The organism is Acinetobacter sp., assembly GCF_045628685.1.
Taxonomy (GTDB): Bacteria; Pseudomonadota; Gammaproteobacteria; order Pseudomonadales; family Moraxellaceae; genus Acinetobacter.
This window is the reverse complement of sequence record NZ_JAZQPV010000016.1, coordinates 1-23,897: the sequence shown is the minus strand read 5'-3', so window position 1 is coordinate 23,897 and position 23,897 is coordinate 1. Positions and strand designations below refer to the sequence as shown.

General features: G+C 40.6%; 26 protein-coding genes and 1 pseudogene. 13 read left to right on the top strand and 14 right to left on the bottom strand.

What is annotated here, in order from left to right; all coding sequences use genetic code 11:
- Nucleotides 1-2: 2 nt before the first annotated feature.
- The 8 genes from cydB to ACKI4H_RS02660 form a co-directional block, all read right to left on the bottom strand.
- Nucleotides 3-1,148: a cytochrome d ubiquinol oxidase subunit II gene (gene cydB / locus ACKI4H_RS02695; protein ID WP_407303710.1), complete on the bottom strand. Its 1,146-nt coding sequence runs from the start codon at nt 1,146-1,148 to the stop codon at nt 3-5.
- Nucleotides 1,145-2,764 carry a cytochrome ubiquinol oxidase subunit I gene (locus ACKI4H_RS02690; protein WP_407303709.1) on the bottom strand — a complete coding sequence of 540 codons (1,620 nt, stop codon included), beginning with the start codon at nt 2,762-2,764 and terminating at the stop codon, nt 1,145-1,147. The genes cydB and ACKI4H_RS02690 overlap by 4 nt, the downstream gene beginning before the upstream one ends.
- The gene (gene cydP / locus ACKI4H_RS02685; protein ID WP_407303707.1) at nt 2,764-2,955 is read right to left on the bottom strand and encodes a cytochrome oxidase putative small subunit CydP; all 192 of its coding nucleotides are present in this window, start codon (nt 2,953-2,955) and stop codon (nt 2,764-2,766) included. The genes ACKI4H_RS02690 and cydP overlap by 1 nt, the downstream gene beginning before the upstream one ends.
- A gap of 523 nt (nt 2,956-3,478) precedes the next feature.
- A complete protein-coding gene (locus tag ACKI4H_RS02680) occupies nt 3,479-4,573 on the bottom strand; it encodes a porin (protein ID WP_407303704.1) in 1,095 nt (364 codons plus the stop codon).
- Nucleotides 4,574-4,823: 250 nt separating this feature from the next.
- Nucleotides 4,824-5,237, bottom strand: coding sequence for an HIT family protein (locus ACKI4H_RS02675; RefSeq protein WP_407303703.1), 414 nt, complete (start codon nt 5,235-5,237; stop codon nt 4,824-4,826).
- Nucleotides 5,238-5,268: 31 nt separating this feature from the next.
- Nucleotides 5,269-5,538 (bottom strand): YARHG domain-containing protein, encoded by a 270-nt coding sequence (locus tag ACKI4H_RS02670; RefSeq protein WP_067724748.1) that lies wholly within the window; start codon nt 5,536-5,538, stop codon nt 5,269-5,271.
- Nucleotides 5,539-5,619: 81 nt separating this feature from the next.
- A complete protein-coding gene (locus ACKI4H_RS02665) occupies nt 5,620-6,492 on the bottom strand; it encodes an NAD(P)-dependent oxidoreductase (protein WP_407303701.1) in 873 nt (290 codons plus the stop codon).
- A 10-nt stretch (nt 6,493-6,502) separates the two neighbouring features.
- Entirely contained in the window at nt 6,503-7,594 is a 1,092-nt protein-coding gene (locus tag ACKI4H_RS02660; RefSeq protein WP_407303736.1) for an alpha/beta fold hydrolase, read from the bottom strand.
- A 138-nt stretch (nt 7,595-7,732) separates the two neighbouring features.
- Between ACKI4H_RS02660 and ACKI4H_RS02655 the strand changes: the two genes are divergently transcribed.
- The 9 genes from ACKI4H_RS02655 (at nt 7,733) to trpB (ending at nt 15,440) form a co-directional block, all read left to right on the top strand.
- Entirely contained in the window at nt 7,733-8,920 is a 1,188-nt protein-coding gene (locus ACKI4H_RS02655; protein WP_407303699.1) for an O-succinylhomoserine sulfhydrylase, read from the top strand.
- Nucleotides 8,921-8,962: 42 nt separating this feature from the next.
- On the top strand, nt 8,963-9,292 hold the full coding sequence (locus ACKI4H_RS02650; protein ID WP_131384380.1) for a YbaB/EbfC family nucleoid-associated protein: 330 nt from the start codon (nt 8,963-8,965) through the stop codon (nt 9,290-9,292).
- Between the two features lie 12 nt (nt 9,293-9,304).
- Nucleotides 9,305-9,901 carry a recombination mediator RecR gene (recR, locus tag ACKI4H_RS02645; RefSeq protein WP_407303698.1) on the top strand — a complete coding sequence of 199 codons (597 nt, stop codon included), beginning with the start codon at nt 9,305-9,307 and terminating at the stop codon, nt 9,899-9,901.
- A 225-nt stretch (nt 9,902-10,126) separates the two neighbouring features.
- Complete coding sequence (locus ACKI4H_RS02640) at nt 10,127-11,269, top strand: ribonuclease D (RefSeq protein WP_407303696.1); 1,143 nt, start codon at nt 10,127-10,129, stop codon at nt 11,267-11,269.
- 128 nt (nt 11,270-11,397) lie between these two features.
- Nucleotides 11,398-11,706 carry a YcgL domain-containing protein gene (locus tag ACKI4H_RS02635; protein WP_407303735.1) on the top strand — a complete coding sequence of 103 codons (309 nt, stop codon included), beginning with the start codon at nt 11,398-11,400 and terminating at the stop codon, nt 11,704-11,706.
- A gap of 21 nt (nt 11,707-11,727) precedes the next feature.
- A complete protein-coding gene (locus ACKI4H_RS02630; protein ID WP_407303695.1) occupies nt 11,728-12,111 on the top strand; it encodes a hypothetical protein in 384 nt (127 codons plus the stop codon).
- A gap of 21 nt (nt 12,112-12,132) precedes the next feature.
- Entirely contained in the window at nt 12,133-12,984 is an 852-nt protein-coding gene (locus ACKI4H_RS02625; RefSeq protein ID WP_407303693.1) for an AAA family ATPase, read from the top strand.
- A 13-nt stretch (nt 12,985-12,997) separates the two neighbouring features.
- Nucleotides 12,998-14,185 (top strand): vWA domain-containing protein, encoded by a 1,188-nt coding sequence (locus tag ACKI4H_RS02620; RefSeq protein ID WP_407303691.1) that lies wholly within the window; start codon nt 12,998-13,000, stop codon nt 14,183-14,185.
- 46 nt (nt 14,186-14,231) lie between these two features.
- Nucleotides 14,232-15,440: a tryptophan synthase subunit beta gene (trpB, locus tag ACKI4H_RS02615; RefSeq protein WP_407303689.1), complete on the top strand. Its 1,209-nt coding sequence runs from the start codon at nt 14,232-14,234 to the stop codon at nt 15,438-15,440.
- A gap of 166 nt (nt 15,441-15,606) precedes the next feature.
- Here the strand turns inward: trpB and ACKI4H_RS02610 are convergent, their stop codons facing one another.
- From ACKI4H_RS02610 to ACKI4H_RS02600, 3 genes are all read right to left on the bottom strand, one after another.
- A complete protein-coding gene (locus ACKI4H_RS02610; RefSeq protein ID WP_407303687.1) occupies nt 15,607-16,038 on the bottom strand; it encodes a CBS domain-containing protein in 432 nt (143 codons plus the stop codon).
- A 122-nt stretch (nt 16,039-16,160) separates the two neighbouring features.
- On the bottom strand, nt 16,161-16,535 hold the full coding sequence (locus ACKI4H_RS02605; RefSeq protein ID WP_407303685.1) for a DUF2750 domain-containing protein: 375 nt from the start codon (nt 16,533-16,535) through the stop codon (nt 16,161-16,163).
- Nucleotides 16,536-16,673: 138 nt separating this feature from the next.
- Nucleotides 16,674-16,907: a hypothetical protein gene (locus tag ACKI4H_RS02600; protein ID WP_407303684.1), complete on the bottom strand. Its 234-nt coding sequence runs from the start codon at nt 16,905-16,907 to the stop codon at nt 16,674-16,676.
- Nucleotides 16,908-17,130: 223 nt separating this feature from the next.
- Between ACKI4H_RS02600 and ACKI4H_RS02595 the strand changes: the two genes are divergently transcribed.
- Nucleotides 17,131-17,490 (top strand): hypothetical protein, encoded by a 360-nt coding sequence (locus ACKI4H_RS02595; RefSeq protein ID WP_407303682.1) that lies wholly within the window; start codon nt 17,131-17,133, stop codon nt 17,488-17,490.
- A gap of 353 nt (nt 17,491-17,843) precedes the next feature.
- On the opposite strand, the gene ACKI4H_RS02590 is transcribed toward ACKI4H_RS02595, so the two are convergent.
- Entirely contained in the window at nt 17,844-19,427 is a 1,584-nt protein-coding gene (locus tag ACKI4H_RS02590) for an insulinase family protein (RefSeq protein ID WP_407303680.1), read from the bottom strand.
- 14 nt (nt 19,428-19,441) lie between these two features.
- A complete protein-coding gene (locus tag ACKI4H_RS02585; RefSeq protein WP_407303733.1) occupies nt 19,442-20,770 on the bottom strand; it encodes a M16 family metallopeptidase in 1,329 nt (442 codons plus the stop codon).
- A gap of 232 nt (nt 20,771-21,002) precedes the next feature.
- Between ACKI4H_RS02585 and ftsY the strand changes: the two genes are divergently transcribed.
- The 3 genes from ftsY to ACKI4H_RS02570 all read left to right on the top strand — a co-directional run bounded on the left by ftsY (nt 21,003) and on the right by ACKI4H_RS02570 (nt 23,762).
- Nucleotides 21,003-22,106, top strand: coding sequence for a signal recognition particle-docking protein FtsY (gene ftsY / locus ACKI4H_RS02580; RefSeq protein WP_407303679.1), 1,104 nt, complete (start codon nt 21,003-21,005; stop codon nt 22,104-22,106).
- Between the two features lie 174 nt (nt 22,107-22,280).
- Nucleotides 22,281-22,967, top strand: a complete 687-nt coding sequence (locus ACKI4H_RS02575; protein ID WP_407303732.1) for a nitroreductase family protein — start codon at nt 22,281-22,283, stop codon at nt 22,965-22,967.
- Between the two features lie 201 nt (nt 22,968-23,168).
- On the top strand, nt 23,169-23,762 hold the full coding sequence (locus ACKI4H_RS02570; protein WP_407303677.1) for a nitroreductase family protein: 594 nt from the start codon (nt 23,169-23,171) through the stop codon (nt 23,760-23,762).
- Between the two features lie 14 nt (nt 23,763-23,776).
- Here the strand turns inward: ACKI4H_RS02570 and ACKI4H_RS02565 are convergent.
- Nucleotides 23,777-23,897: pseudogene (locus ACKI4H_RS02565) on the bottom strand (IS5/IS1182 family transposase); the annotation flags it as partial.

The window sequence follows — 23,897 nt, the reverse complement described above, 5'->3', positions numbered from 1 at the left end:
GCCTAGTAAAGGCTGTGTGAATTATCCTGAACGTGTTTGTTAGTAATAACACCCCACATTTTGTAGTAACACCAAGTGGTATATATCAAAATTAGTGGCACAAAAATACAAGCAGCTACAGTCATTACAGTGAGGGTGTTTTTACTTGAAACTGCATCCCACATGGTGAGACTGATCGCTGGATTAAGGCTAGATGGCATTAAGAACGGGAATAATGCAAAACCGGCAGTTAGGATGGAACCGATGACAGCAAGACTCGAACCTAGAAAGCTCAAACCAGCCTTGTTTTTACCCGCAGCAAGCACCACGATGATCCCGCCAAGGATTCCCGCAACTGGTGCAAGAATGGTGATTGGATAAGTCGAGTAGTTGTTCATCCAGCCATGGTTGCCATTGGTAAGTACTTCTTTTGCTAATGGATTCGCAGCAGAATTGGTATCAAAGGGCTGTACCAAGGTATAACCTTCAATTCCACCGAAGTATAACCATGCACCCGCACCCAAGAAACAAACTAAGAACAGCATGCCCATAATTTGAGTGGCTTTGGCAGAGCGTGCACGTAAGTCACCATCGGTACGGAGCATGAGCCATGCACCTCCATGCGCACACAGCATAGACAAGCTGACTAGACCACACACCAATGCAAATGGATTAAGGAGGGCAAAGAAGCTACCTGTATACGTTGAACGTACAGTTTCATCTAAAGTGAAGGGAACACCGAGGAACATGTTACCGAATGCGACACCAAAGACCAGTGCTGGAACTGCACCACCAATAGATAAACCCCAGTCCCAAGAATTACGCCATTTGGTGTTTTCTAATTTAGACCGGTAGTCAAAACCGACCGGCCGCAAGAATAAGGCGAAGAGTACAAGCAGCAGTGCCCAATACATACCAGAGAAAGCAGTGGCATAGACCATTGGCCATGCAGCAAACAGTGCACCACCGGCAGTAATAAACCAAACCTGGTTACCGTCCCAGTGCGGGGCAATGGTATTGATTGCCGCACGGCGTTCGTTATCATTTTTGCCTACGAATGGCATAATGGCCATTGAGCCCATATCGAAACCATCGGTGAGGGCAAATCCAATCAGCAATACGCCAACCAATACCCACCAGATAATTTTGAGAAGTTCATATTCCATCATGATTGAGCCTCTCCAGATATGCCTTCAGGAAGAACAATGTCGTCTTGCTCTGCTTTTGTTGGAGCAATTGGTTTTTCAAAATGGTATTTACCAGTATGTAAAGAACTTGGTCCCAAACGAGTGAACTTGATCATCAGGTACATCTCGATAATAAGAAGCACGGTATAGAATGCAGCCAGTGCAATGATCGAACCCCAAATGTCACCTGTGCTTAATGTAGAAGTAGACAAGTGTGTAGGCAGAACCTCACCAATCGTCCAAGGTTGACGGCCGCCTTCTGCCACATACCAACCGGTTTGTGCTGCAATCCAAGGTAAAGGAAGTGAATATAAGGCGAATCTAAGCAACCAGGGTTTATCTTCTGCATTGCGTTTTGCTACGGCATAAGTCGCAAGGATAAACAGAAGCAACATCAGGAAGCCTGAAGCCACCATGGCACGGAACGAGAAGAATAGTGCTGTTACATTTGGAATGGTATCTTTTACTGCAGCTTTAATATGTTCTTCAGAAGCATCCACGACATTTGGAGAATACTTTTTAAGAAGCAAGCCATAACCCAAATCTTTTTGAGTTTGTTCAAATGCTGCTTTCAGTTCAGGAGATTTGTCACCTGCACGGAGTTTTTCCAGTTGCTCATAAGCAATCATACCGTTACGGATCCGAACTTCATGTTGAACCATCAAGTCTTTAATACCGGTTACTTCTTTGTCTAAGGAACGCGTTGCGATAATCCCCATCACATATGGAATCTTGATGGCGTAGTCAGTGCGCTGTTCTTCCTGATTCGGAATACCAAACAATGTGAATGGTGCTGGAGCAGGGTGTGTATCCCATTCCGCTTCAATTGCAGCAAGTTTGGTTTTTTGTACATCACCTAATTCATAACCGGATTCATCACCCAGTAAAATCACAGAAAATGTAGAGGCTAAACCGAAGATGGCTGCAATCGCGAAAGAACGGCGTGCAAAGGGAACATCACGTTTTTTCAATAAGTAGAAGCTTGAAATTGCCAATACAAAGATTGCACCAGTGACATAACCCGCAGAAACAGTATGGACAAATTTAACCTGAGCAACCGGGTTGAAAATTAACGCGCCGAAGTCGATCAGTTCCATGCGCATGGTTTCATAGTTGAATGCTGAACCGACCGGGTTTTGCATCCAGCCATTGGCAACCAGAATCCATAGTGCCGACATGTTGGAACCCAGAGCAACCAGCCAGGTTACCCCCAGATGCTGAACTTTAGAAAGTCGATCCCATCCGAAGAAGAATAAACCAATAAAAGTCGATTCCAGAAAGAATGCCATCAGGCCTTCAATGGCCAGTGGAGCGCCAAAAATGTCACCCACGTAGTGTGAATAGTATGCCCAGTTTGTACCAAACTGGAATTCCATGGTTAAGCCAGTAGTAACCCCTAAAGCGAAGTTGATACCGAACAGTTTGCCCCAGAATTTGGTCATGTCCTTGTAAATTTCTTTACCGGAAATCACATAGGTGGTCTCCATAATGGCAAGAATAAAAGCTAGGCCGATAGTGAGTGGAACAAAAATAAAGTGATACATCGCGGTCATTGCAAATTGGAACCGCGAAAGATCGACCACGCTTTCAGAAATCATCAACGTGTCTCCTTGATTTGGGAAGGATTGCCGGCAATATGCTCGGCAACTTGAGAATCAAAATTTTGGGGAATAGTAGGGGAATCGAACCAGACCTGTTTAATTGTCAACAAGAGAACAATCTTAATTATTAATATGATTGTTATCTCGCGAACTAATCTTTGATTAAAATCTTTGGGTATTAAGCTCATTTAAACAAGCCTATTTTTAAAACATAATTGATATTATTAAACAAAAAGTAACTAAAAATAAATAGATTAAACAGTTAAAATAAAAATATATTATTAATTATATTAAAAACAATGCTTTGTATTATTTTTATATTAAAAAATAAACTAATTTTTATTATTTTAAAGTTGACTTGAATGCTTTGTATTGATTTTTTTAATCCCTACTAAAATAGTCATATATCTTATTTAAATCCGACCAAAACAGTTGTATTTAATATTTAAAATCCGACCAAAATAATCTGCATTATTAATAATAATATTGATTAAATGAGATTGATTTATATTTTAATTAAAATTAACAGATTTTAAATACAGAAAATAACGAGGGAGATAGAAGCGTGCTGAGTAAGATATTAGATATTTTACTTGTTAAGGCTGTTGTGAAGATTTGGCTTAAATAAAAAGACCACCCTAAGGCAGTCTCATGTTGATAATCATTAATTAGAAGTTAAATTTTTAGAGGCTGAATTATAGAAGCTGAGTTTTAGAATTTGACTTCCATGCCTACACCGTAAACACTTTCATCAGCATTACCTTTCTTAGGAGAGTTGTTCCATTCACGCTGAACTGCGTTAGCAAAAAACTTGGTTTGGCTGTTTAATTTATAATCTGCGCCAATACCCCATTGATCTACAGAGCTATCACCCAATGCGCCACCCAGTACTGCATAGTCAGTATCAGCTTGTTGATATTGAGCTTTAAATGTCCATGGCGTATTTGTAAGTTTATAAGTTGCAGAGATTAACCATGCATTTTCTTCAACCTTGTTATAATCACCTGCATAAGCGGGTGTAACCGAGAACGCTTGAAGATTGGTGTAATCTGAAATTTCAGCAGTTTGCCACATTGCACCTAAAGATAAACCGGTCGCACCGATCTTGCCCAAGTCGAAAGAACCGCCTACGCGAATTGCATCAGCAGGAGTATTTGAGATCCCGACAGCAGCGAAGTCGCCTACTGATTTAAAGTTTCCTGCAATTACGCCTTCAAAGCCTAAATTTTTATTGGCATATGAAAGTGAAGTAGAGATACCATCACCAACGCTGTCACGTGCTCCATCAACATATTTAGTTGTTTCGCTTGTAGACTCACCTTGTTGAGCTTGAAGCGCAAATACTAAACCACCCATCAGTTCAGGATCGGTTTCAATACCAATGACGTTTTCAATACGTTCTTCGCCATACATCATTTCTTTGATGTCAGCGTGTGCGTAGTCATTAAATACATCACGGTATCCACCCGCAGCGTCTTTAAATGGCGTATCCAGAATGCCGGCTTTTAGGGTCCCCAGATTTTCCCACTTTAAACCAGCGAAAATATTACGTTTTTTAAATACGTCATCACCGCCATCGACATCAATTTCCCACTCGGCCTGATAAATGGCAACAAGTTTATCTGTCAGTTTCTCTTCACCCTTTACCCCAAGACGTGAAGCGTTAGAATTAACTTCTATTTTGTCATCTTTACCATCATCATAGCTGTCAACACTGACATTTACTTTACCGTACAAAGTAGGTGCTGCTTGTGCTGTACTCATCCCCATCGTCGCTACCACAGCAGCGAGAAGCAATTTTTTCATTAAGATTTCTCCAAAACACGGTTCTAAATGGCATTCGCCTGACTTGACACTTTTTTAGTTTGCCTAAGTACAAAAGTTACAGAAGCTCGCCAACTTGCTTTGCAGTATCTGTAATGTTTGTGACAGCGAAGTGAACAATAAATGACAGTTTGGTGAAGTATTTGGATAGATCTTTAAATTAAATCTTTCTTTTTTATTATGTATTTATAAAAAATGGAGCCGAAGCTCCATTTTTTTGAATTGATTTAAATTAAAGTGCGGCTTTAATTTTTTCAGCCAAGGCTTTAATTTTTTCTTGGTCACCCATCTGTAAAGCATGTTTACCCAATTCATGAACCGAACTTGGAATGAGGTGAAAATGCACATGCGGAACAGTTTGACCTGCTGATGCTCCAGATAGCTGCATCAGCACAATACCTTTGACTTCAAGTGCTTTCTCCATCGCCTGAGCAATTTTTTGCACAATCTGAATAGTATAAGCAGCAGCTTCAGGTGACAGGTCAAGCAATGTTATCGCCGGAGTTTTAGGTATAACCAGCGTGTGACCTTCAGCTTGTGGCATGATGTCCATAAAAGCGAGGACTTGATCGTCTTCATAGACTTTAATTGCAGGAAGTTCATTACGAATAATTCGTGCAAAAATATTTTGATCATCGTAAAGCATGGCTAATCCTTGGAAGTGAATTGAACTGTAATTATTTACAGTTCAATTCTTTCTGACGATCTTTGATGGCGTCAAGTCGCTGTTGCTCTTTTTCTGAAAATTTTGGTTTAGTTGTATAGCAATTATCATTGCCAAACTTCGCCTTGGCATCTGGATCTTTAAAGCAAAACCCTTTAGATGCATAAATGACATCATGGTCATTTTTCAATTTTTGACATTCTTGCTCTGGCGTTGCTGCAAAAGCACTTGCCCCAATAAAAGTTGCAACACTAGCAAAAATTGCAACACTTAACTTAGTCATGAGAGTTTCCTCTGTAAGAACATTGTGTATAACACATAATCACAATATTAGGTTTTGTTGTCATTATTCAATGGCGATTTTTTACTCAAGTGTAATTTTACTCCATGATTCATACATTTTCACAGCGCTAGAAAAGTCACTGTTTTTTTCTGCTAAATCACTAGAAGCCTGAATGAGACTTTGGGTCAAAGCAATCACTGGCGCAGAAAGTTTGGCTTCACGAACCAAGTCTAAGGCAATCCCGGTATCTTTGGCCAATAACGGCAGGGCAAAGGTCAGAGGGAAACTGCGGTTTAAAATACGTTGCGGTAAAACGGTTTCCGTTACGCCGCTTTTGCCACTGGATGCATTAATACAATCCAGGGCTTCATTCAGGTTTACGCCATGCGCTTTCAATGCAGTAAATCCTTCAGCCACTGAACAAAGATTTACTGCCAATAACATATTATTTACTGCTTTAACCGCAAATCCTGTACCTGGACCACCGACATGTTTAATCAGTTTACCAAAGGCCTTAATTGCAGGCAGGGCTTGTTCGAAAGCGCTTAGTTCACCACCAATCATCACTGTTAAAGTTGCATTTTCAGCGCCAATGGTTTGACCACTAACCGGTGCATCAAGGAAATCTACATTTTGTAATTTGAGTTGCTGTACCAGATTTTTTGCAGATTCAGGCACTCCACTGGTGCAATCGACCCATACCGCACCAGCTTTAATTTTAACACTGGTAATCAGTTCTTCCACTTCTTTGCTTGTCGGCAGGCAAGAAAAAATGATGTCTGCTTGAACCGCTTGTTGCAGTTCGACTGCCTGAGTTCCAAATTCAGTTGCATGTTGTTTGGCTTTTTCGAAATTACGGTTCCATACATATACCGTGTCGAAATGTTGAGGTAAATGTGCTGCCATGCGGTAACCCATAGCACCTAAGCCGATGAATGCAACTGACTGAATCATGATGTGTCCTTTATATTTTACTTGATCTGTGTTTTAGCCAGGTGGTCATAAATGGCCAGAACTCATTGGCACTGGATCGACTCGACATCAGCCCTAAATGACCACCGGGGATAAGAGTAAACGTGACATCCTGACTATTTGTCAATTCAATTAAAGGCTTAACCGCCTCGACAGATACGATCTGATCGCTACGACCCGCGCCCACCAATACAGAGCAGTCGATATTCTTTAATTCGATATTGTTATCTTGTAATTGGATAACGCCATTTTTGAGTGGATTTTGTAGCCAGACATTAAAAATCATGTCCTGATTGACCCCGCCAGGATAATCAATCATGCGGTTGAGGAAATGGCCCATGGTGGCGTGTTCATACAAAATTTCCGGATTATCCAGATTAAGCAGCAGTTGCTTTTGACTTTGAATCCATCCCAGCGGGTCTATAATTTTAAAACCAAAAGCATTTAGTAATCCCGGAGTGTGGAGCAGAGATTTGGGTAAAGTTTCAGAATAGATTTTATTTTGCAGCGCTTTATTTTTGGCAATCAGTTGATTGGCCTTTTGAAAAAGCTTCCCGGTACGGCCCGAGGCATGACTGTCTACCGGACTGCCCAATACAATTAAATTTTTAACGTAGTTCGGTTTATGTAATGCGCAATACAGCATGACAAATACACCGGACATACTCCAGCCATGCAGTGAAATTTCATCACTGTTTGAATGCTGACAAATTTGCTCAATGCAATGTGGAATTGCATCATCAATAAATGACATGAAATTGAGGAAGCGATCTTTATAGTGGTATTGGCCCCATTCAACTAAATAGACATCAAAACCACTATTTTGAAAATGTTTTATCAATGAGCGATAAGGATATAAGTCATAAATCGCCATGTTGATGGCAAGGGGTGCAATAAAGACCAAGGGCTCTTTATATTGTCGGTCCGGTGAGGCGTAATAACGCACACGGGTTTGTTTGTATTCGGCAATGACTTCATAGGGCGTAGTTTGCGATAAAACCAGCGACTTTGAATTAAATAAACTGGTCGACAGGTTTTTAAGCCTGCTTTTCTGTTTGGCGATTTTATTTTTAACTTGAATCATTGCTGCAGGTACTAACATATGAGTGGATTGGTCGAAGTGTAGGCGATATTTGTGCATTATACCTTGACCTTAAATGCCATAGGCGCTCAAAATGTTGGCAATTATTAGCAACGGCAGTCCAAGGACTGGGTAACAAAGATGAGCCAACAAGACGACATTGAATACCAATTAGATACTTTAGCCATCCGTACAGGTCATACACGCAGTTTTGAAGGTGAACACAGCGAGCCTATTTTCCTGACATCTTCATTCGTTTATGAAAATGCAGCAGAAGCAGCCGCTAAATTTTCGGGTCAAGAACCGGGAAATATTTATTCACGTTTCACCAATCCAACTGTAGCAATGTTTGAAAAACGTTTAGCTGCCTTGGAAGGTGCGGAACGTGCTGTGGCCACCAGTTCGGGTATGGCAGCTATTATGGCTGTGGCAATGTCCTATTTGAAATTGGGCGATCATGTCATCTGTTCACGTGCTGTATTTGGTTCGACTGTATCTCTGTTTGAAAAATACGTCGCTAAATTTGGTGTAACTGTAGATTTTGTAGATTTGACAGATTTGCAAGCATGGAAAAATGCCATCAAGCCTGAAACCAAGTTGTTGTTTGTAGAGTCTCCCTCGAACCCGCTTGCTGAAGTTGCGGACGTGCAAGCACTGGCAGATCTTGCTCATGCCAATGGTGCATTACTCGCCATTGATAACAGCTTCTGTACCCCAGTATTGCAACAACCCATTAAATTTGGTGCGGACCTGGTGGTTTACTCGGCGACTAAATATCTTGATGGCCAAGGCCGTGCTTTAGGCGGCGCCGTGGTGGGGAATCACAAACTGCTTGAAGACGTATTTGGTTATGTGCGTACCACGGGTCCATCAATGAGCCCATTTAATGCATGGGTATTCTTGAAAGGTTTAGAGACTTTACGTTTACGTATGCGTGAACACTCAGCAAGTGCACAAAAGTTGGCTGAATTCTTGAACAACCACGAAAAAGTTGAAAAAGTGTATTACGCCGGTTTAACTTCACATGTGGGTCATGAACTTGCAGCAAAACAACAAACCGGTTTTGGTGGTATTGTTTCGTTTGAAGTAAAGGGAGGGCGTGAAGGGGCTTGGAAAGTCATCGACAATACCCAATTTATTTCTATCACCGGTAATTTAGGGGATGCGAAATCGACAATTACTCACCCAGCGACCACAACTCACGGTAAACTCTCAGCAGAAGCCAAAGAAGCTGCAGGTATTCATGAAGGTTTAATTCGTGTATCTGTTGGTTTAGAAGATATTGATGATATTATTCGCGACATTCGTCGTGGTTTAGATTTAATCTAATTTATAAACATTGATTTAGAAAATGATTGTTCGGAGAATTTTATGAACATTAATATGTTGATGCAGCAAGCGCAGCGCATGCAGAAAGATGTTGAAAACAACATGAAAAAAGCCAAAGAAGAGCTTGCTCAAACAGAAGTTCATGCTGAAGCAGGCGGCGGTTTGGTGAAAGTGACCATGACTTGCCGTAACGTGGTAAAACGTATCGAAATCAGTCCTGAACTTCTTCAAGACGATGCCGATATGATTGAAGACTTAATTGCTGCTGCAATGAATGATGCTGCGCGTCAAGCTGAAGCGATTTCTGAAGAACGCATGAAAGCAGCTAACTCAGGTATGGGCTTGCCACCAGGCCTTGCTGGCTTATTCTAAGGAATACGTTTAGTGTTTAGTGATCGATTTGATCAGCTGGTACAAGCGTTACGTATTTTGCCAAGTGTTGGGCCTAAATCGGCTCAGCGCATGGCATTACACCTGATCATGAAAAATAGAGAAGGTGCAGTCGGCTTGGCCAATGCCTTAAATGAAGCAACCACCTATATTCACGAGTGTAGTCTTTGTCATTCACTAACTGAAAATGAAGTGTGTGATATTTGCATGTCACATGAACGCGATGATCAGTTGCTCTGTGTGGTGGAATCACCTGCAGATGTCATGGCGATTGAACAAAGCGGCAGTTTTCGCGGTAAATACCATGTGTTGGGTGGGCATTTGTCTCCACTTGATGGGATTGGCCCTGAAGAAATCGGTATTCCGTATCTGATTCAGCGCTTGAGTCAAGGCAATGTTTCTGAAGTGATTCTGGCTACTAATGCCACTGTGGAAGGTCAGGCAACTGCACATTACTTGGTTGAAGCAACCAAACATTTGCCTGTACAAATGACCCGAATTGCTCAAGGTGTTCCTCAAGGAGGAGAACTGGAATATGTGGATAGCCATACTTTGAGTCAGGCTGTCCATAACCGGATGCGAATGAAATAAGTGCAATGGTACTTATTTCTTCACCTTTGCTAGGCTTAAATTTTGAGTTTTCCTAATCTTAATTTAGTTTTTACTTATATAAAAAATATATAAAAGTGCTTTGTATTTTGACTTAAATAGTAAAAAAAGAGTGAATAAGCACACTAGATGTAAATTTTGTTATATCTAAATGTTATATATCGGTTAATATAGTTTTAAAGAGAATCTGAATTTAGACTCGGTAATATGTTTCATTTTATTCAGCAACAAAAAGACTTAGATAATATTTTACATTTGATGGGTCAGACCCTTATTTATGGATTAGACACAGAATTCATCAAAGTCGATACCCTATGGCCAAAATTAGGTGTATTTCAGATCAATGTTGCAGGTCAAATCTTTTTGCTCGATGGGACAAGTCTGGATTTGTCTGCATTTTGGCAAAAATTATTTCAAGCACATCAAAATGTCTTTCACGCTTGTAGTGAAGACATCGATCTGATTTATCACTATGCACAGCAAAAAAGCTTAAGTAATGTCTTTGATACCCAAGTGGGCTTGTCTTTTCTTGGGCATGGACTGCAAGTTAGTTATCAAAATGCGTTGAAACAGATCCTTGATGTCGATATTGACAAGGATCAGACGCGATCTGACTGGCTGGCACGTCCCCTTAGTCCGGAACAGCTGACGTACGCAGCCAATGATGTACTGTATTTGATGAATCTATCCAATAAAATTCAGCAGGAATTAACCGAGAAAAATTTACTTGAGTTTGCCCTCGAAGATTGCCGTCATCTGACCCATGAAATTGGGCAAGAAACTCCGCTGGAATTGCTCTACCATGATGTGGGGAATTATAGACATTCGAGCCGTCAACTGATGCAGTTACAGCAACTGGCGGTGTGGCGCGAACAGATGGTTAAAGCCATGAATTATCCGCGTAGTTTTATATTAAAAAATTCAACCATGATTGATTTGGTGGAAAAAAACCCACGCAATCCTTTCCAGTTATCCAGTATTAAAGACATTCGTCAAAATATTGTGCGTGATTACGGTAAAACCATTCTGGATTTGTTGAAATTCTTGCCCGAGCAGGCAGAATGGCCACTTCGTATGGCACGTCCAATTCGTCATTCCTCCAAAGATATTGGCGAAAAGGTCGATAAAGTCATTGATGCTGTAGTAGAAGAAACCACAGTGCCGAAAGAAGTGTTAATGCGTAAAAAATGGCTAAATGCATTGTATCAACATGTGGTTTTTCATAATGACGAACAGGATTTGCCGGCCTATCTTTTAGGTTGGCGTTATGATCTGTTAACCAAGCCACTGATTGATGTTCTGCATGCTGACGAGCAATATCTGTCTACCCAAATGAAGGTGATGGAATAATTTTCAAACAGATTGATTAAAGAATTGTCGTTTATACAAAATCAAGACTGATGCGTTAATAATCACTAATGTATCGGTCTTTTTTTTGCTGTATGCTTAAGCCAAGTTTTATGAGTACTGTTTCAACTATGCATTGTTCAATTTTCAAATCTAGCAAAAAAGATGAAATGTATCTTTACATTGCCCGTCCTGAGCCAACTGAAAACGAAGCTGAGGCAGCAAGTCCGCTTGAGGTTTTACCTGAACCGATGCGTGTTGCATTTGGTCGTGCGACTTTTGTGATGGATTTAGAGCTCTCTGAGAACCGTAAACTGGCACGTGTAAATGTATTGCATGTGATTGATTCAATTCAAAACAAAGGTTTCTTTATTCAAGTGCCGCCAGAAGGTCTGATCAATCCTAATCAAGCTGCCCCAGAAGGGTTGCGTGGTGCCTAAAGTCGATTCAGGAGTTGCACAATGAATAGTTTTCTTTCACTACTAGATTCAATTCCTGAAGACAGCATCGCTGTCACGGTTTATGTATTGGGAAGTATTATTATTCTTTGGGCGTGGTATGCGATTGCAAAACGTTTGCCTAAACCTTTGGGTGGAATCACGTGGATCATTGGCTTTGCGATTTTACTCACACCTACGGTGTCTGAAGGGAATAATGCTTCCATCGCCCCGGCAATTTTTGGGCTGTTATTTGGCGTTTTAACCAAAGAAACTGCTTTGGTCTGGTCAAATGCCTCTCTTATTTTATTTGTTGTAGGGCTGGGTCTGGTGGTTGGCTATTTATGGTCAAGATACACTGCCAACAAAGCAAAATTTGTAGTTAACAAAAAAAGTTCACCGCTTTAAGTAAAACAATAAGGTTAAATTATGTCTGTGGATACTCAACAGTTTTCTGGTACAGATCAGTACATTGCAACTGATAGTTTAAAACTTGCTGTAAAAGCTGCACGCGCATTGCAAAAACCGCTTTTGGTTAAAGGTGAGCCGGGTACAGGTAAAACTTTACTTGCAGAACAGGTCGCTGAAAGTTTGGGTTTAAAGTTGCTTACTTGGCACATCAAATCGACCACAAAAGCACAGCAAGGGTTATATGAATACGATGCAGTCTCACGCTTGCGTGATAGCCAGTTGGGCGATGATCGTGTTTATGATATTAAAAACTATATTAAACCTGGAAAATTGTGGGAAGCATTCACCAGTGAAGAACGCTGTGTATTGTTAATTGATGAAATTGACAAGGCAGACATCGAGTTTCCAAACGACTTATTGCATGAGCTGGATAAAATGTCGTTCTTTGTTTATGAAACAGGGGAAACTATTACTGCGATACAACGTCCAATCGTGATTATTACCTCAAACAATGAGAAAGAATTACCGGATGCATTCTTGCGCCGTTGTTTTTTCCATTATATTGAATTCCCTGATGAAGCGACCATGCGCGAAATTATTGATGTGCATTTTCCGCAAGTCTCTACCGCTTTGGTCAATGAAGCATTGCAGGTCTTCTTTAAATTGCGTCAGATTCCAGGCCTAAAGAAACCGCCATCAACGTCTGAACTGATTGACTGGTTAAGCTTATTGATGGCAGATGACATGCCTGAAGATGTTCTGCGCAATCATGATAAATCGAAAGCAATTCCACCACTTTATGGTGCGCTGATTAAAAATGAGCAAGATGTACAGTTGCTTGAACGTTTAGCCTTTATGTCACGCCGTTAAGGGAGAAACACGCATGTTTGTGCGATTGTTTTATACTTTGCGACGTTACGACGTACCCGTTTCAACACGGGAACTGATTGATCTGAATGAAGCAGTTGCTTCCGGTCTGGTTTTTGCAGATCAGGATGAGTTTTATCAACTTGCAAAAACCGTCATGGTCAAAGATGAGCGCTTCTTTGATAAGTTTGACCGTGCCATGAAAGATTACTTTGATGGCATCTCGACATTTGATCTGGATGATTTGCTCAATCAAGTGCATAAATTACCGAAAGACTGGTTTGATCTGGAACTGCTTGAAAAGCACCTAACTCCAGAACAGCGCGAAGAACTCAAAAAAGCCGGTTCCCTTGATGAGCTGATGAAAATGCTGGAAGAGCGTTTACGTGAGCAGCACAAGAAGCACCAGGGTGGCAACAAGATGATCGGTACCGGTGGCACATCGCCATTCGGTGCGTATGGCGATCATCCCGAAGGTGTGCGTATTGGTGGACCGGGCCGTAAACGTTCTGCCGTCAAAGTCTGGGAGCAGCGTAAATACCAAAATCTCGATGACGAACAGATTTTAGGTACACGCCAAATGCAAATGGCGTTACGGCGTTTGCGTAAATTTGCCCGCCAAGGCGCTGCTGAAGAGCTGGATATTAATAGCACCATTCGTGAAACGGCCAAGCAGGGTATTTTGGACGTACAACTGGTCCCAGAACGACGTAACCGTATTAAAGTTTTAATGTTGTTTGATGTTGGCGGATCAATGGATTCACACATTGCGCAATGTGAAAAACTGTTTAGCGCAGCCAAAACTGAATTTAAAACTTTAGAATATTTCTATTTTCATAATTGTCTGTACGATTATGTGTGGAAAGACAATATCCGTCGCTCCAGCACCCGCATGAACACCTGGGATTTATTCAATACCTATGGCCGGGACTATCGGGTCATTGTCGTAGGTGATGCCAGTATGGCACCTTATGAGCTAAGCTCGGCGGGGGGTTCGGTTGAATATATGAATGATGAAGCGGGCAATGTCTGGTTGCAGCGTTTACGTCAGCATTTTGAAAAAACTGCATGGCTTAATCCGGAAGAAGACCGTTATTGGCATTACACTCATACCATTGGTCAAATTAAGCAGATTTTTGAAGATCATATGTATCCAATGACCTTGAAAGGTGTGGAAGATATGACGAAATATTTAGCTCGCTAAGCAGAATAAAACTCAACGCATTGGTTATAAATGTAGGAATTGAAAAATGACTCATCAAATTAATGGTATCCCATTGCCAAATGAAGAAGGTTTCTTTGGACAATATGGTGGCCAATTTATTCCGCCTCATTTAAAAGAAGCGATGGACGAAATTAATGTGGCATATGAACAAATTCGTCACACTACAGAATTTCAAAATGAATTGGCAGATTTGTTTGCAAATTATGTCGGTCGTCCAAGTCCATTGTTTTATGCCAAGCGTTTGTCGGATCAATTGGGTGGTGCGCAAATCTACCTGAAACGTGAAGATTTAAACCATACGGGTGCACACAAAATTAACCATTGCCTAGGCGAAGCTTTACTTGCCAAGTATATGGGTAAAACTAAAGTGATTGCGGAAACCGGTGCGGGGCAGCATGGTGTGGCCTTGGCAACCGCCTGTGCCTTAGTCGGTATTCCGTGTGAAATTCACATGGGTCAAGTCGATATTGAGAAAGAACATCCAAATGTTGTGAAAATGAAAATTCTGGGTGCTACCCTGATTTCAGTCACACGCGGGACTGCGACCTTAAAAGATGCAGTAGATAGCGCATTTGATGAATATCTTAAAGATCCGAAAAATTTTATCTATGCCATTGGTTCAGTCGTCGGTCCACATCCTTTCCCGAAAATGGTACGTGATTTCCAGTCCATTATTGGCGATGAAATTAAAGTGCAGACTCAGGACCGTTTCGGTTCTAATCCAGATTATATTGTGGCCTGTGTCGGTGGCGGTTCAAATGCGATGGGTGCTTTCACTGCATTTTTAAATGAACCCGATGTGAAGCTTGTAGGTGTGGAGCCTGCAGGACATGGTCTGGATACTCATATGCATTCGGCAACCCTGACTTTAGGTAAGCCAAGTCAACTGCATGGTATGGCGTGTTACGTACTTGAAGATGAGCAAGGTGAACCCCTGCCAGTACATTCAATTGCGTCTGGTCTGGATTATCCAGGTGTCGGACCACAGCACAGCTTCTTGAAAGACTTGGGTCGTGTGGAATACTCAACTGCAACTGATCAGGAATGCTTGGATGCCTTTATGAGATTGTCACGTGTAGAAGGTATTGTGCCTGCGCTAGAAAGTTCACATGCCGTAGCATGGGCCATACGTGAAGCGCCAAAAATGGCGAAAGATGTGAAAATAGTAGTAAACTTATCCGGTCGTGGTGATAAAGACTCTGATTTTGTGGCGGAAAAATTAGGTTTGAACTAATTATAAACTTACCTCTTGCTTCATATATGCTTCATTTTTTTAAAAGTGGGACTTTCTTCTTCCTGCTTATAAAGAGATGAGTGAAAATTTCCCTTTAATACAGGGAGATTTAGAAGGCTTAAAAAAACCTCTCATCCGAGAGGTTTTTTTAATTGGCTTCAAGTGTTTAACTGGCAATATATTGTTGAAGCTGGTCAATCAATTTACGCTGATCATCCATGACGGCTTTGACTAAATCTCCAATTGAGATCAAGCCGACGAGTTTGTCATTTTCAACTACAGGAAGATGACGTAAATGACGATCTGTCATGAGATCTAAGCAAGCTTCAACACTGGTTGACTTGGTCACAGTTAGTACTTTTGCAGTCATAATTTCGCTAACTGCAGTTTCTTTAGAAGTACGTTCCATCAACATCACCTTGCGTGTGTAATCACGTTCGGAAAGAATACCGACTACTTTATCCTGGTCAGTGACCACAACTGCGCCAATGCCTTTATCTGCCATAAGTGAAATTGCTTCAAATACCGTTGCCTCAGGACTAATGGTAAAAATAGTTTGTTGCATTTTGTCCTGAATAACCTGGGCTACATTGGTCATTTATTATCATCCTTTCTCTTTTGTTATTTGACATTAAACTTAGCGTGAAATGAGAAAAATGCAAATACTTTTCGAGTCATAAATTTAATTTTACATTTCTCTTTAATAATTTGTCCAAACAACTATGCAGGTTGTAAAGATTCAGAAAAGAAAAAATGACGCATTTGTTGAGTGGTCAATTTAAATTTCTGATTTGAAGAATTACACAAAGCAGGGATAACGTTTAAGCGCGTTAATGTCGGTAATAAGAAGTTTTGAAAATCCTGTGGTGTAATTTTACGGGGGGTGTAGTCTGGCCAATGGAGTTCGGCATATTTATGCGCTTGAACACTGTTGAGCCAAAAGGGGAAAATAAAGTTTTCATTGTCAGACATCATTGCCCAACCTTGTTGGTGATATAAACCCCAGAGTACACCGCAGTACATCATTGACTTTAAAAGTGTGATTTTAAAAAACAAGTCCTTAGGAACAGGCTGTAAAGATTTAATTCGATTCATACCAAAAGCATCTAGTGACTTCAGGAACTATTGTAGGAAATTTAAATGAAAGTTCTGTGTAAGCTTTGAGAAACAATGTAAGAAAGTATGTATTTAAAAATAATGGGCATTAAAAAACGCCACCTTGGTGACGTTTTATTATGCTTGCATGGTGGCTAAGTTTTGCCAATACTGCGCTTTTAGCGAGTCACGTTCTACACGAAAACCTTGATAGTAAAGTTCTGCCAAGAATAATGCTGCTTTACCATGCCCAGCACGAGCCACTTCTTCCAGTTTTTGAACTGCATCTGCAAAATTCATTTGAGATTGAATGGTGTTTACTGCATCTGCATATACATGTTCTAAATCTTGATGAGAGAGTTGTTGCATCATATTAAACTCCTTATTGTAATTATGATTGCTAAGTCAGACTTTTAAGTTCGTCTTGATACTACTTTAATCAGCTATTGTTAAAGTAATATTACATTAGACTTAAATTGTCAAACAATATGTGTGGGCATGTTGCATTAATTCAAGTTTACATGATTAAACAATGTACAAAATAATTTTTTATTAATATGGATGTACGGAAACTCGGTAATATAAGGAGAATAATATGATAAAAACATTAGATGGTTTGAATTTTGATTTACCTCCAACCGCAGCTCAAATAGTGGAGCTGGCCCACCGCCATCGCCAAAATTTAGACGAAGCCATATTTCATCAAGAAATTCACCTAGGTAATTTTTGTTTGGCTCAGCGCAAAAGAGTTTATGATTTTACCCGTCAGTTGGATCCCCAACAACGTGAACAGTTTTATGAGGTTTATAATGGCGAGTTAAGGCGTATTGCGGATGATGATGAACTCCATCCAGTAGATTCAGAAAGAGGTGTTGGGGTTTTTGCAATTGCGGTGGTATTGGCGATTATTGCAATGGTGCTTTACTTTTCTGTAATCAGAAATGTAATAGGCTAGGCAATTGATAATTGCTCAATTTCTACCACAAGTGTTTTGAAATTGAGCAAATTTGCTTGTACTTATTTTTACCGCACCATACACTACCTTGAGTTCGAGGTAGGTTATGCATATCGCTATACAAAAAATTGTTCAATTAAAATCTAAAATAAAGCTTGAAAATGTTTATAACATGCTCATTGTTACGATTATCGCCATTATCCTAATCCTTGCCTTCATTGCGTTGCATCGACCGATTTCAGTTAAACAATTTGAAAATATTGTAAAACTTTCATCTCAGGCCAATTATTCTGATACCCAAGCCATGGCTTTGCACCTGATACAGCAGCCTCAGGTTCCTTATGCTCAATATTTTAAATTGATGCAGGCGCATCAATTGGAAATGACACGGGCACATCAATTACCTCCTTTGCAGGTGGAGTAATAATCGTTTTAGGGATTTGTTCGATTAAAGGCGCTGGAAGCTTGGGTGCATCTGGAAGCAGATTTTGATTGAGAGCTGCTTCCAAGACCGATTTATCGAGTTTGTCATTGACCACAATGATGGTCAGGCGTTCGGGATGCAGATGTTTCCGGATTGCATTTTGGATATCTTGTGCAGTAATTTTCTCTAATAATTTTGGATAATCATTCAGATAATCAGCCGATTGGTTATAAAAGCCTATTGAGCCTAACTGGGCATTAATATTGGCATTACTACTATAATTATTTGGAAAAGCTCGTAACATTCCCGCTTTGGTTTCTTCCAGCTGTTTTTGATCAATCGGTTGCTTTACAAAATTGACCAAAGCATGATGAGCAACTTGTATGCTGTCGAGCAGTTGATCTTTTCGGGTTGAGTAACTCAAACTAAAAGTACCCGGAACCTGGCTAAATGAAAATGAACTATAAGCTCCATAGGTATATCCGCGTTTAACCCGCAGCTCTTTCATCAGGACGGAATTAAAACCGCTTCCACCCAGCATCTGATTGGCAACTTCCAAAGCTAAACGATCTGGATCAAATCGTGAAGTGCCCAAATGTCCCATAATCACATGTGCTTGGCTGGAATTAAAATTAATGTGGCGGATATCAAAAGTCGATTTGTCGATGGGTTGAGCCAGTGGCTTGGCTTTTTGCCCCTGTTTTAAATTTCCTGCAATGCGTTCAGAAAGTTCTAAGGCTTCTTTGGCACTGAGCTGACCGGTAATGGCAATATTCAGATTTTGTGCCACCAGAAATTGATCACTAAATTGTTTCAGCTGTACAGGAGTAATTTTGCTGATGCTGCGTTGGGTGCCGGTAATCGGTTCCGCATAGGGATGCTTTCCATACAAAGCGCGATAAAACTGGACATTCATCATCCGGCTTGGACTTTCCTGAATCTGCTTCTGACCTACTTGGGTATTGCTCAGGACCAAATTAATACTGGATTTTTTAAAGGTCGAATGATTTAAAACTTCCATCATCATGTCTAAAGCCGGCTCGAGTTTTTTAGGATCGGATAGTACCCTTAATTTTACAACGAACATATCACGATAAGCTTGAGCGCTAAATTTAGCCCCCGCACGTTCAAAAGCACTGGCAATGTCATTTGCGGTATATTTTTCTGTGCCTTCATCAATCAGCTTTGCTGCCATATTGGCAATACCATACAAGCCTGGAGCAATCTCTTCATCCCGCGCAGCACCCGCATTAAAGGTGAGTTGAATATCGACCATGGGTAAAGCTTTCGATTCTACAAACAGGCTGCGGACTTTATAGCGATTTTTCAGTTCATGGACATAAGGAGCATGAAACTGAAGTGGTTGATTGTTGATTTTTAGGCTTTGTAAAAGGGGAATTGAGCTTAAATGAGCCGGATTGGCATCGCTCATGCTATATAAATCTACTTCGGCAATTACAGATTGAGCAGCAACAACCGAGCTGAGTAAAACAATCTGACCTAACTTCGACATGTGAAATTCCATTATTATTGTGCTTTGCTTTCGGGAGAAAGATATAACGTGCTGAGATTGTCACGGGTAAAATAAATATTCGCCACGCGCTGAATATCTTGAGGGGTGATTGTTTCAAAATGTTTGGGCAATTCATCCATTAAACGAAAACTTAAACCGTTGATCTCCAGATTGCCGATCATTTTGGTTTGACCCCCAATATCGTCTTGGCTATAGACTAAATTAGAAACGAATTTAGCCGTTATACGTTCCACTTCTTCGGGTTTAATCAGTTCGGTTTTTAATAAGTCAATTTCAATTTGAATGGCTTTTTCAGCTTCTTGCAAACTCACGCCATCAACTGGTAATGCGGAAATACTGAGTAAGCTGTCTCCACGACTATAGGGGTCGTAAGAAACACTGATCGCCGTTAAAACTTTCTTATCGCGGACCAGTCGGTCTTGCAGTCGGGAGGAAATCCCGCTGTCTAATAAATTTTTAATAATAGTCAGCGCATAAACATCTTGTGGATTTTTGGTGGTCACCAATGAGCGGACATTCCAGGCCATAAATAAATTCGGTACTTGTACAGGTAGGTTGAGTTCCATATGACGGTAACCGACACGATCAAACTCTAGAACATCATTACGTGGTGGCGTTTTTCTGGCTGGGATATCCGCAAAATACTTTTGTACTTGCAGCAAAGCATTCTCAGAATCCACATCGCCGACAATAATTAATATGGCATTATTCGGGGTATACCAGTCGCGATACCATTTTTTTACATCATCAAGCTGAATGTTCTGAAGGTTTTTCATATAACCAATAATAGGTTGTCGGTAATGACTGGTGGGATATGCAATCCATTTGAAGCGTTCGAAAGCAAGAGATCTTGGGTTGTCATCTGTGCGTAAGCGCCGCTCTTCCATAACTACTTTTATTTCCGGATCGAAATCTTGCTGCCGTAGCAGCAGGTTGCTCATGCGATCCGCTTCAAGCTCTAAAGCCATCGGTAAATAGGTTTTTGGGTAAAGCTGATAATAACTGGTGTAGTTGGTAAAGGTTGAAGCATTGATACTGCCGCCATAAATACGGCTTAAACGGGTAAACTCGTCATTTGGAACTTTATGGGTTCCTTTAAACATCATATGTTCCAGAACATGAGAAATTCCCAATAAATTCCCCGATTCATCACTACTTCCAACGCCATACCAAATTTGTGTCATGACCATGGGGGAGCGATGATCTTCGCGAATAATCACTTTCAAGCCATTTTTAAGTGTAGTTTCAAATGTGGTGCGCGCTAACTTGAGTGTCTCGGCATGAACCCATCCACTTTGCAGTGAGAGCAAGGCAAAGCCCATAGGTAAAATATGTTTTGTAAAAAAAGACAGCTTTGGAAAAAGTGAGAAGTAACTTTTGAGCACAATATTTACCAAAGTGATTCATTGTATTTATGATTATTTTTAAGAAATTCCTGTTTGAAAGCAAGGCAGAGTTGTTCGTTTTTGGTGTGTTGTACGTCTACTGGGGATTGCAAAGGAAATCTATGCTAGAATCCTTGTTTTTCAACGCAATGCTTTTCAAGGATTCGGCATGCAACAGCAATCTAATGGGCAAAATAAATTTTTGATTGATGCTGATATCGGGGATGACGATGTCACTTTACCGAATTTACCTGCGGTAAATGTACCTATTGTTGAAACTCCAAAACAAGAACAAGCAACTGTTTCTGCGCCTGTAGCCACAGAAACTGAGCAAGATGATGCATCTAAGAGTGGCTTTTTTAGCCGCATGAAAGTGGGCTTAACCAAAACCCGTAAAAACCTTGCAGATGGCATGGTGAATATTCTGATCGGTGGTAAAGAAATCGATGATGAATTATTAGAGGAAGTTGAAGAGCAATTACTGGTTGCAGATATCGGTGTAGAGGCAACGAAAACCATTATTGCCAATTTAACCGAACGTACCACACGTGGCGATTTGATCTATTCACATTCATTGTATAAAGCTTTACAGGAAGAGCTGGTGGCGATCCTTGCCCCACGTGTCAAGCCTTTACACATTGACCCAAATAAAGCGCCGTTCGTTATTTTGGTGGTGGGCGTTAATGGTGTGGGGAAAACCACGACCATAGGCAAACTGGCAAAACGTTTACAGGGTGAAGGTAAGAAAGTGATGCTGGCAGCAGGTGATACATTCCGTGCCGCAGCAACAGAACAGCTTCAAATTTGGGGTGACCGTAATAATATTGCAGTGGTTGCACAAGGTCATGGCGCAGACAGTGCTTCGGTTATTTTTGATGCCTTTGAAAGTGCACGCGCTAAAGGCGTAGATGTTTTGATTGCCGATACCGCGGGACGTTTACATAATAAAAGCCACTTGATGCAAGAGCTCACTAAAGTTAAGCGCGTAATGCAAAAAATTGACGCAACTGCACCGCATGAAATTATGTTGGTGGTGGACGCAGGTACGGGGCAAAATGCGATTAATCAAGTCGAAATGTTTGATGAAGCCGTGGGCCTAACCGGACTTACCATTACTAAACTTGATGGTACGGCTAAGGGTGGTGTGCTGTTTAATATTGCTAGCCGTACGCATGTGCCGATTCGTTTTATTGGTGTAGGTGAAAAAATCGACGATTTACGTCCGTTCTCGGCAAAATCTTTTGTTGCAGCATTATTTGAAACTGAAAAGTAAAATGCTTGATGTTTCACATAAACTCCGCCAAGTGCGGAGTTTATTGTTTTTAGGGTAATTAACTGATTTAAAAAACTACATTTAAAAAAGACTTATTCAAAAGAAGCACCCTAGAAACGTTTAGAATCAAAGGATATTAAAAAATCTTTGGCATTCGTATGGGGGAGTACTGCTGTGGCGTTGTTGCAGAAAATTGGTGATGTTCTGAAGGCAGATATTACCAAAGATTTTAAGCTTAAAAAACGGGCTGCTGGAGAAATACAGGAACTCACTTTTGTGGATCATTTGAAGAAACGTCGCAGCATCTATGTGCTTGGAAAAAAGGTTCACTATAGTCAAGCCTACTTGGCAGAACTCATTCAGGAAGCGGTACGAAGTTGTCCATCCGCTCTAAATTCTCAAAGTTCAAGAATCGTGGTGTTATTTGGTGAGTCTCACGAAAAATTTTGGAATATTGTCAAAGAAGTACAGCGGAAATTGGTTGCGGTGCATGTTTTTGCCGGCACCGAAATGAAGATAGATCAATGCGCCGCAGGTTTCGGTACGGTTCTTTTTTATGAGAATCAGCAAACCATTCAGCTATTACAAAAGAAAATACCATTCAATGCAGATGATTTTCCGGTCTGGTCGGAACAGACTTCAGGTATGGCGCAATATGCAGTATGGACGGCCTTGGCAGATTCAGGGATTGGAGCTTGCCTGCAACACTATAACCCGAGTATAGATTCAGCGGTTGCAGACTATTTTAATATAGACGCATCATGGCTGCTTCGAGCACAACTAGTTTTTGGCTCAATTGAGCAAGATGCTGAGCTTAAACATTCCCAACAAGATGAAGACCGATTTAGAATACTGGTCTAATCGATGCTACGCACAATTTAAAGCACCTGTTAATAGGTGCTTTCTAATTTTTCAAATAGGCATGAAATTAAAAGAGTACTTCATAGAGGTTGTTCTATAAATCACACACAATGTCACTTTTTAGTCATGTACTTGTCTTGGAATTAATTTAAGAATAATTGATCTTAATAATGTCTATTAAAATTCCAAGAGGATGAAGCAATGTCATTTTTAGATCAGATTAAACAACGCCGCAGTATTTACGCCATTGGTAAAGATGTTCCGTTGCCAGAAGATAAAATCGAAGAAATTATTAAAGATGCAGTGCGCAATAGCCCATCTGCTTTTAATTCACAAACGTCGCGAGTGGTTACGCTATATGGTGATTCACATGACAAATTCTGGAATATCGTCCGTGAAACATTGCGTAAAATGGTGCCGGAACACGCTTTTGAAAAAACTGATACAAAAATTAGTGGTTTTGCAGCCGGTTATGGCACTGTCTTATTTTTTGAAGATCAAGAGTTTGTAAAATCTTTGCAAGAACAATTTCCTTTATATGCCGATCATTTTCCAACATGGTCAGAGCATTCAAGCGCTATTGCGCAGTTTGCGGTATGGACGGCATTAGCAGAGCAACATATCGGCGCTTCATTGCAGCATTATCATCCTGTGATTGATGAGGAAGTTGCAAAAACTTTTGATATTCCTAAAAACTGGAAATTACGTGCTCAGCTGGTGTTTGGCTCAATCGAAGCACCCGCTGGCGAAAAAACATTTATGGATGATAACGAACGGTTTAAGAAATTTGATTAGGGTCTGTTGACATTTCAAGTATAGAATTTACCCGATAAAGGTAGCCAAATAAATACACAAGCTAATGCAACTGCACCCTCATAGCTACACTTTAGCTTATCATATCGTGTTGCTATTCCTCTGAACTGCTTTAAC

Excerpts from the sequence above, each read along its gene's own strand:
- cydB (WP_407303710.1), bottom strand. The coding sequence starts at position 1,148 with ATGATGGAATATGAACTTCTCAAAATTATCTGGTGGGTATTGGTTGGC.
- ACKI4H_RS02690 (WP_407303709.1), bottom strand. The coding sequence starts at position 2,764 with ATGATTTCTGAAAGCGTGGTCGATCTTTCGCGGTTCCAATTTGCAATG.
- cydP (WP_407303707.1), bottom strand. The coding sequence starts at position 2,955 with ATGAGCTTAATACCCAAAGATTTTAATCAAAGATTAGTTCGCGAGATA.
- ACKI4H_RS02680 (WP_407303704.1), bottom strand. The coding sequence starts at position 4,573 with ATGAAAAAATTGCTTCTCGCTGCTGTGGTAGCGACGATGGGGATGAGT.
- ACKI4H_RS02675 (WP_407303703.1), bottom strand. The coding sequence starts at position 5,237 with ATGCTTTACGATGATCAAAATATTTTTGCACGAATTATTCGTAATGAA.
- ACKI4H_RS02670 (WP_067724748.1), bottom strand. The coding sequence starts at position 5,538 with ATGACTAAGTTAAGTGTTGCAATTTTTGCTAGTGTTGCAACTTTTATT.
- ACKI4H_RS02665 (WP_407303701.1), bottom strand. The coding sequence starts at position 6,492 with ATGATTCAGTCAGTTGCATTCATCGGCTTAGGTGCTATGGGTTACCGC.
- ACKI4H_RS02660 (WP_407303736.1), bottom strand. The coding sequence starts at position 7,594 with ATGATTCAAGTTAAAAATAAAATCGCCAAACAGAAAAGCAGGCTTAAA.
- ACKI4H_RS02655 (WP_407303699.1), top strand. The coding sequence starts at position 7,733 with ATGAGCCAACAAGACGACATTGAATACCAATTAGATACTTTAGCCATC.
- ACKI4H_RS02650 (WP_131384380.1), top strand. The coding sequence starts at position 8,963 with ATGAACATTAATATGTTGATGCAGCAAGCGCAGCGCATGCAGAAAGAT.
- ACKI4H_RS02640 (WP_407303696.1), top strand. The coding sequence starts at position 10,127 with ATGTTTCATTTTATTCAGCAACAAAAAGACTTAGATAATATTTTACAT.
- ACKI4H_RS02635 (WP_407303735.1), top strand. The coding sequence starts at position 11,398 with ATGCATTGTTCAATTTTCAAATCTAGCAAAAAAGATGAAATGTATCTT.
- ACKI4H_RS02630 (WP_407303695.1), top strand. The coding sequence starts at position 11,728 with ATGAATAGTTTTCTTTCACTACTAGATTCAATTCCTGAAGACAGCATC.
- ACKI4H_RS02625 (WP_407303693.1), top strand. The coding sequence starts at position 12,133 with ATGTCTGTGGATACTCAACAGTTTTCTGGTACAGATCAGTACATTGCA.
- ACKI4H_RS02620 (WP_407303691.1), top strand. The coding sequence starts at position 12,998 with ATGTTTGTGCGATTGTTTTATACTTTGCGACGTTACGACGTACCCGTT.
- trpB (WP_407303689.1), top strand. The coding sequence starts at position 14,232 with ATGACTCATCAAATTAATGGTATCCCATTGCCAAATGAAGAAGGTTTC.
- ACKI4H_RS02610 (WP_407303687.1), bottom strand. The coding sequence starts at position 16,038 with ATGACCAATGTAGCCCAGGTTATTCAGGACAAAATGCAACAAACTATT.
- ACKI4H_RS02605 (WP_407303685.1), bottom strand. The coding sequence starts at position 16,535 with ATGAATCGAATTAAATCTTTACAGCCTGTTCCTAAGGACTTGTTTTTT.
- ACKI4H_RS02600 (WP_407303684.1), bottom strand. The coding sequence starts at position 16,907 with ATGATGCAACAACTCTCTCATCAAGATTTAGAACATGTATATGCAGAT.
- ACKI4H_RS02595 (WP_407303682.1), top strand. The coding sequence starts at position 17,131 with ATGATAAAAACATTAGATGGTTTGAATTTTGATTTACCTCCAACCGCA.
- ACKI4H_RS02590 (WP_407303680.1), bottom strand. The coding sequence starts at position 19,427 with ATGTCGAAGTTAGGTCAGATTGTTTTACTCAGCTCGGTTGTTGCTGCT.
- ACKI4H_RS02585 (WP_407303733.1), bottom strand. The coding sequence starts at position 20,770 with ATGGGCTTTGCCTTGCTCTCACTGCAAAGTGGATGGGTTCATGCCGAG.
- ftsY (WP_407303679.1), top strand. The coding sequence starts at position 21,003 with ATGCAACAGCAATCTAATGGGCAAAATAAATTTTTGATTGATGCTGAT.
- ACKI4H_RS02570 (WP_407303677.1), top strand. The coding sequence starts at position 23,169 with ATGTCATTTTTAGATCAGATTAAACAACGCCGCAGTATTTACGCCATT.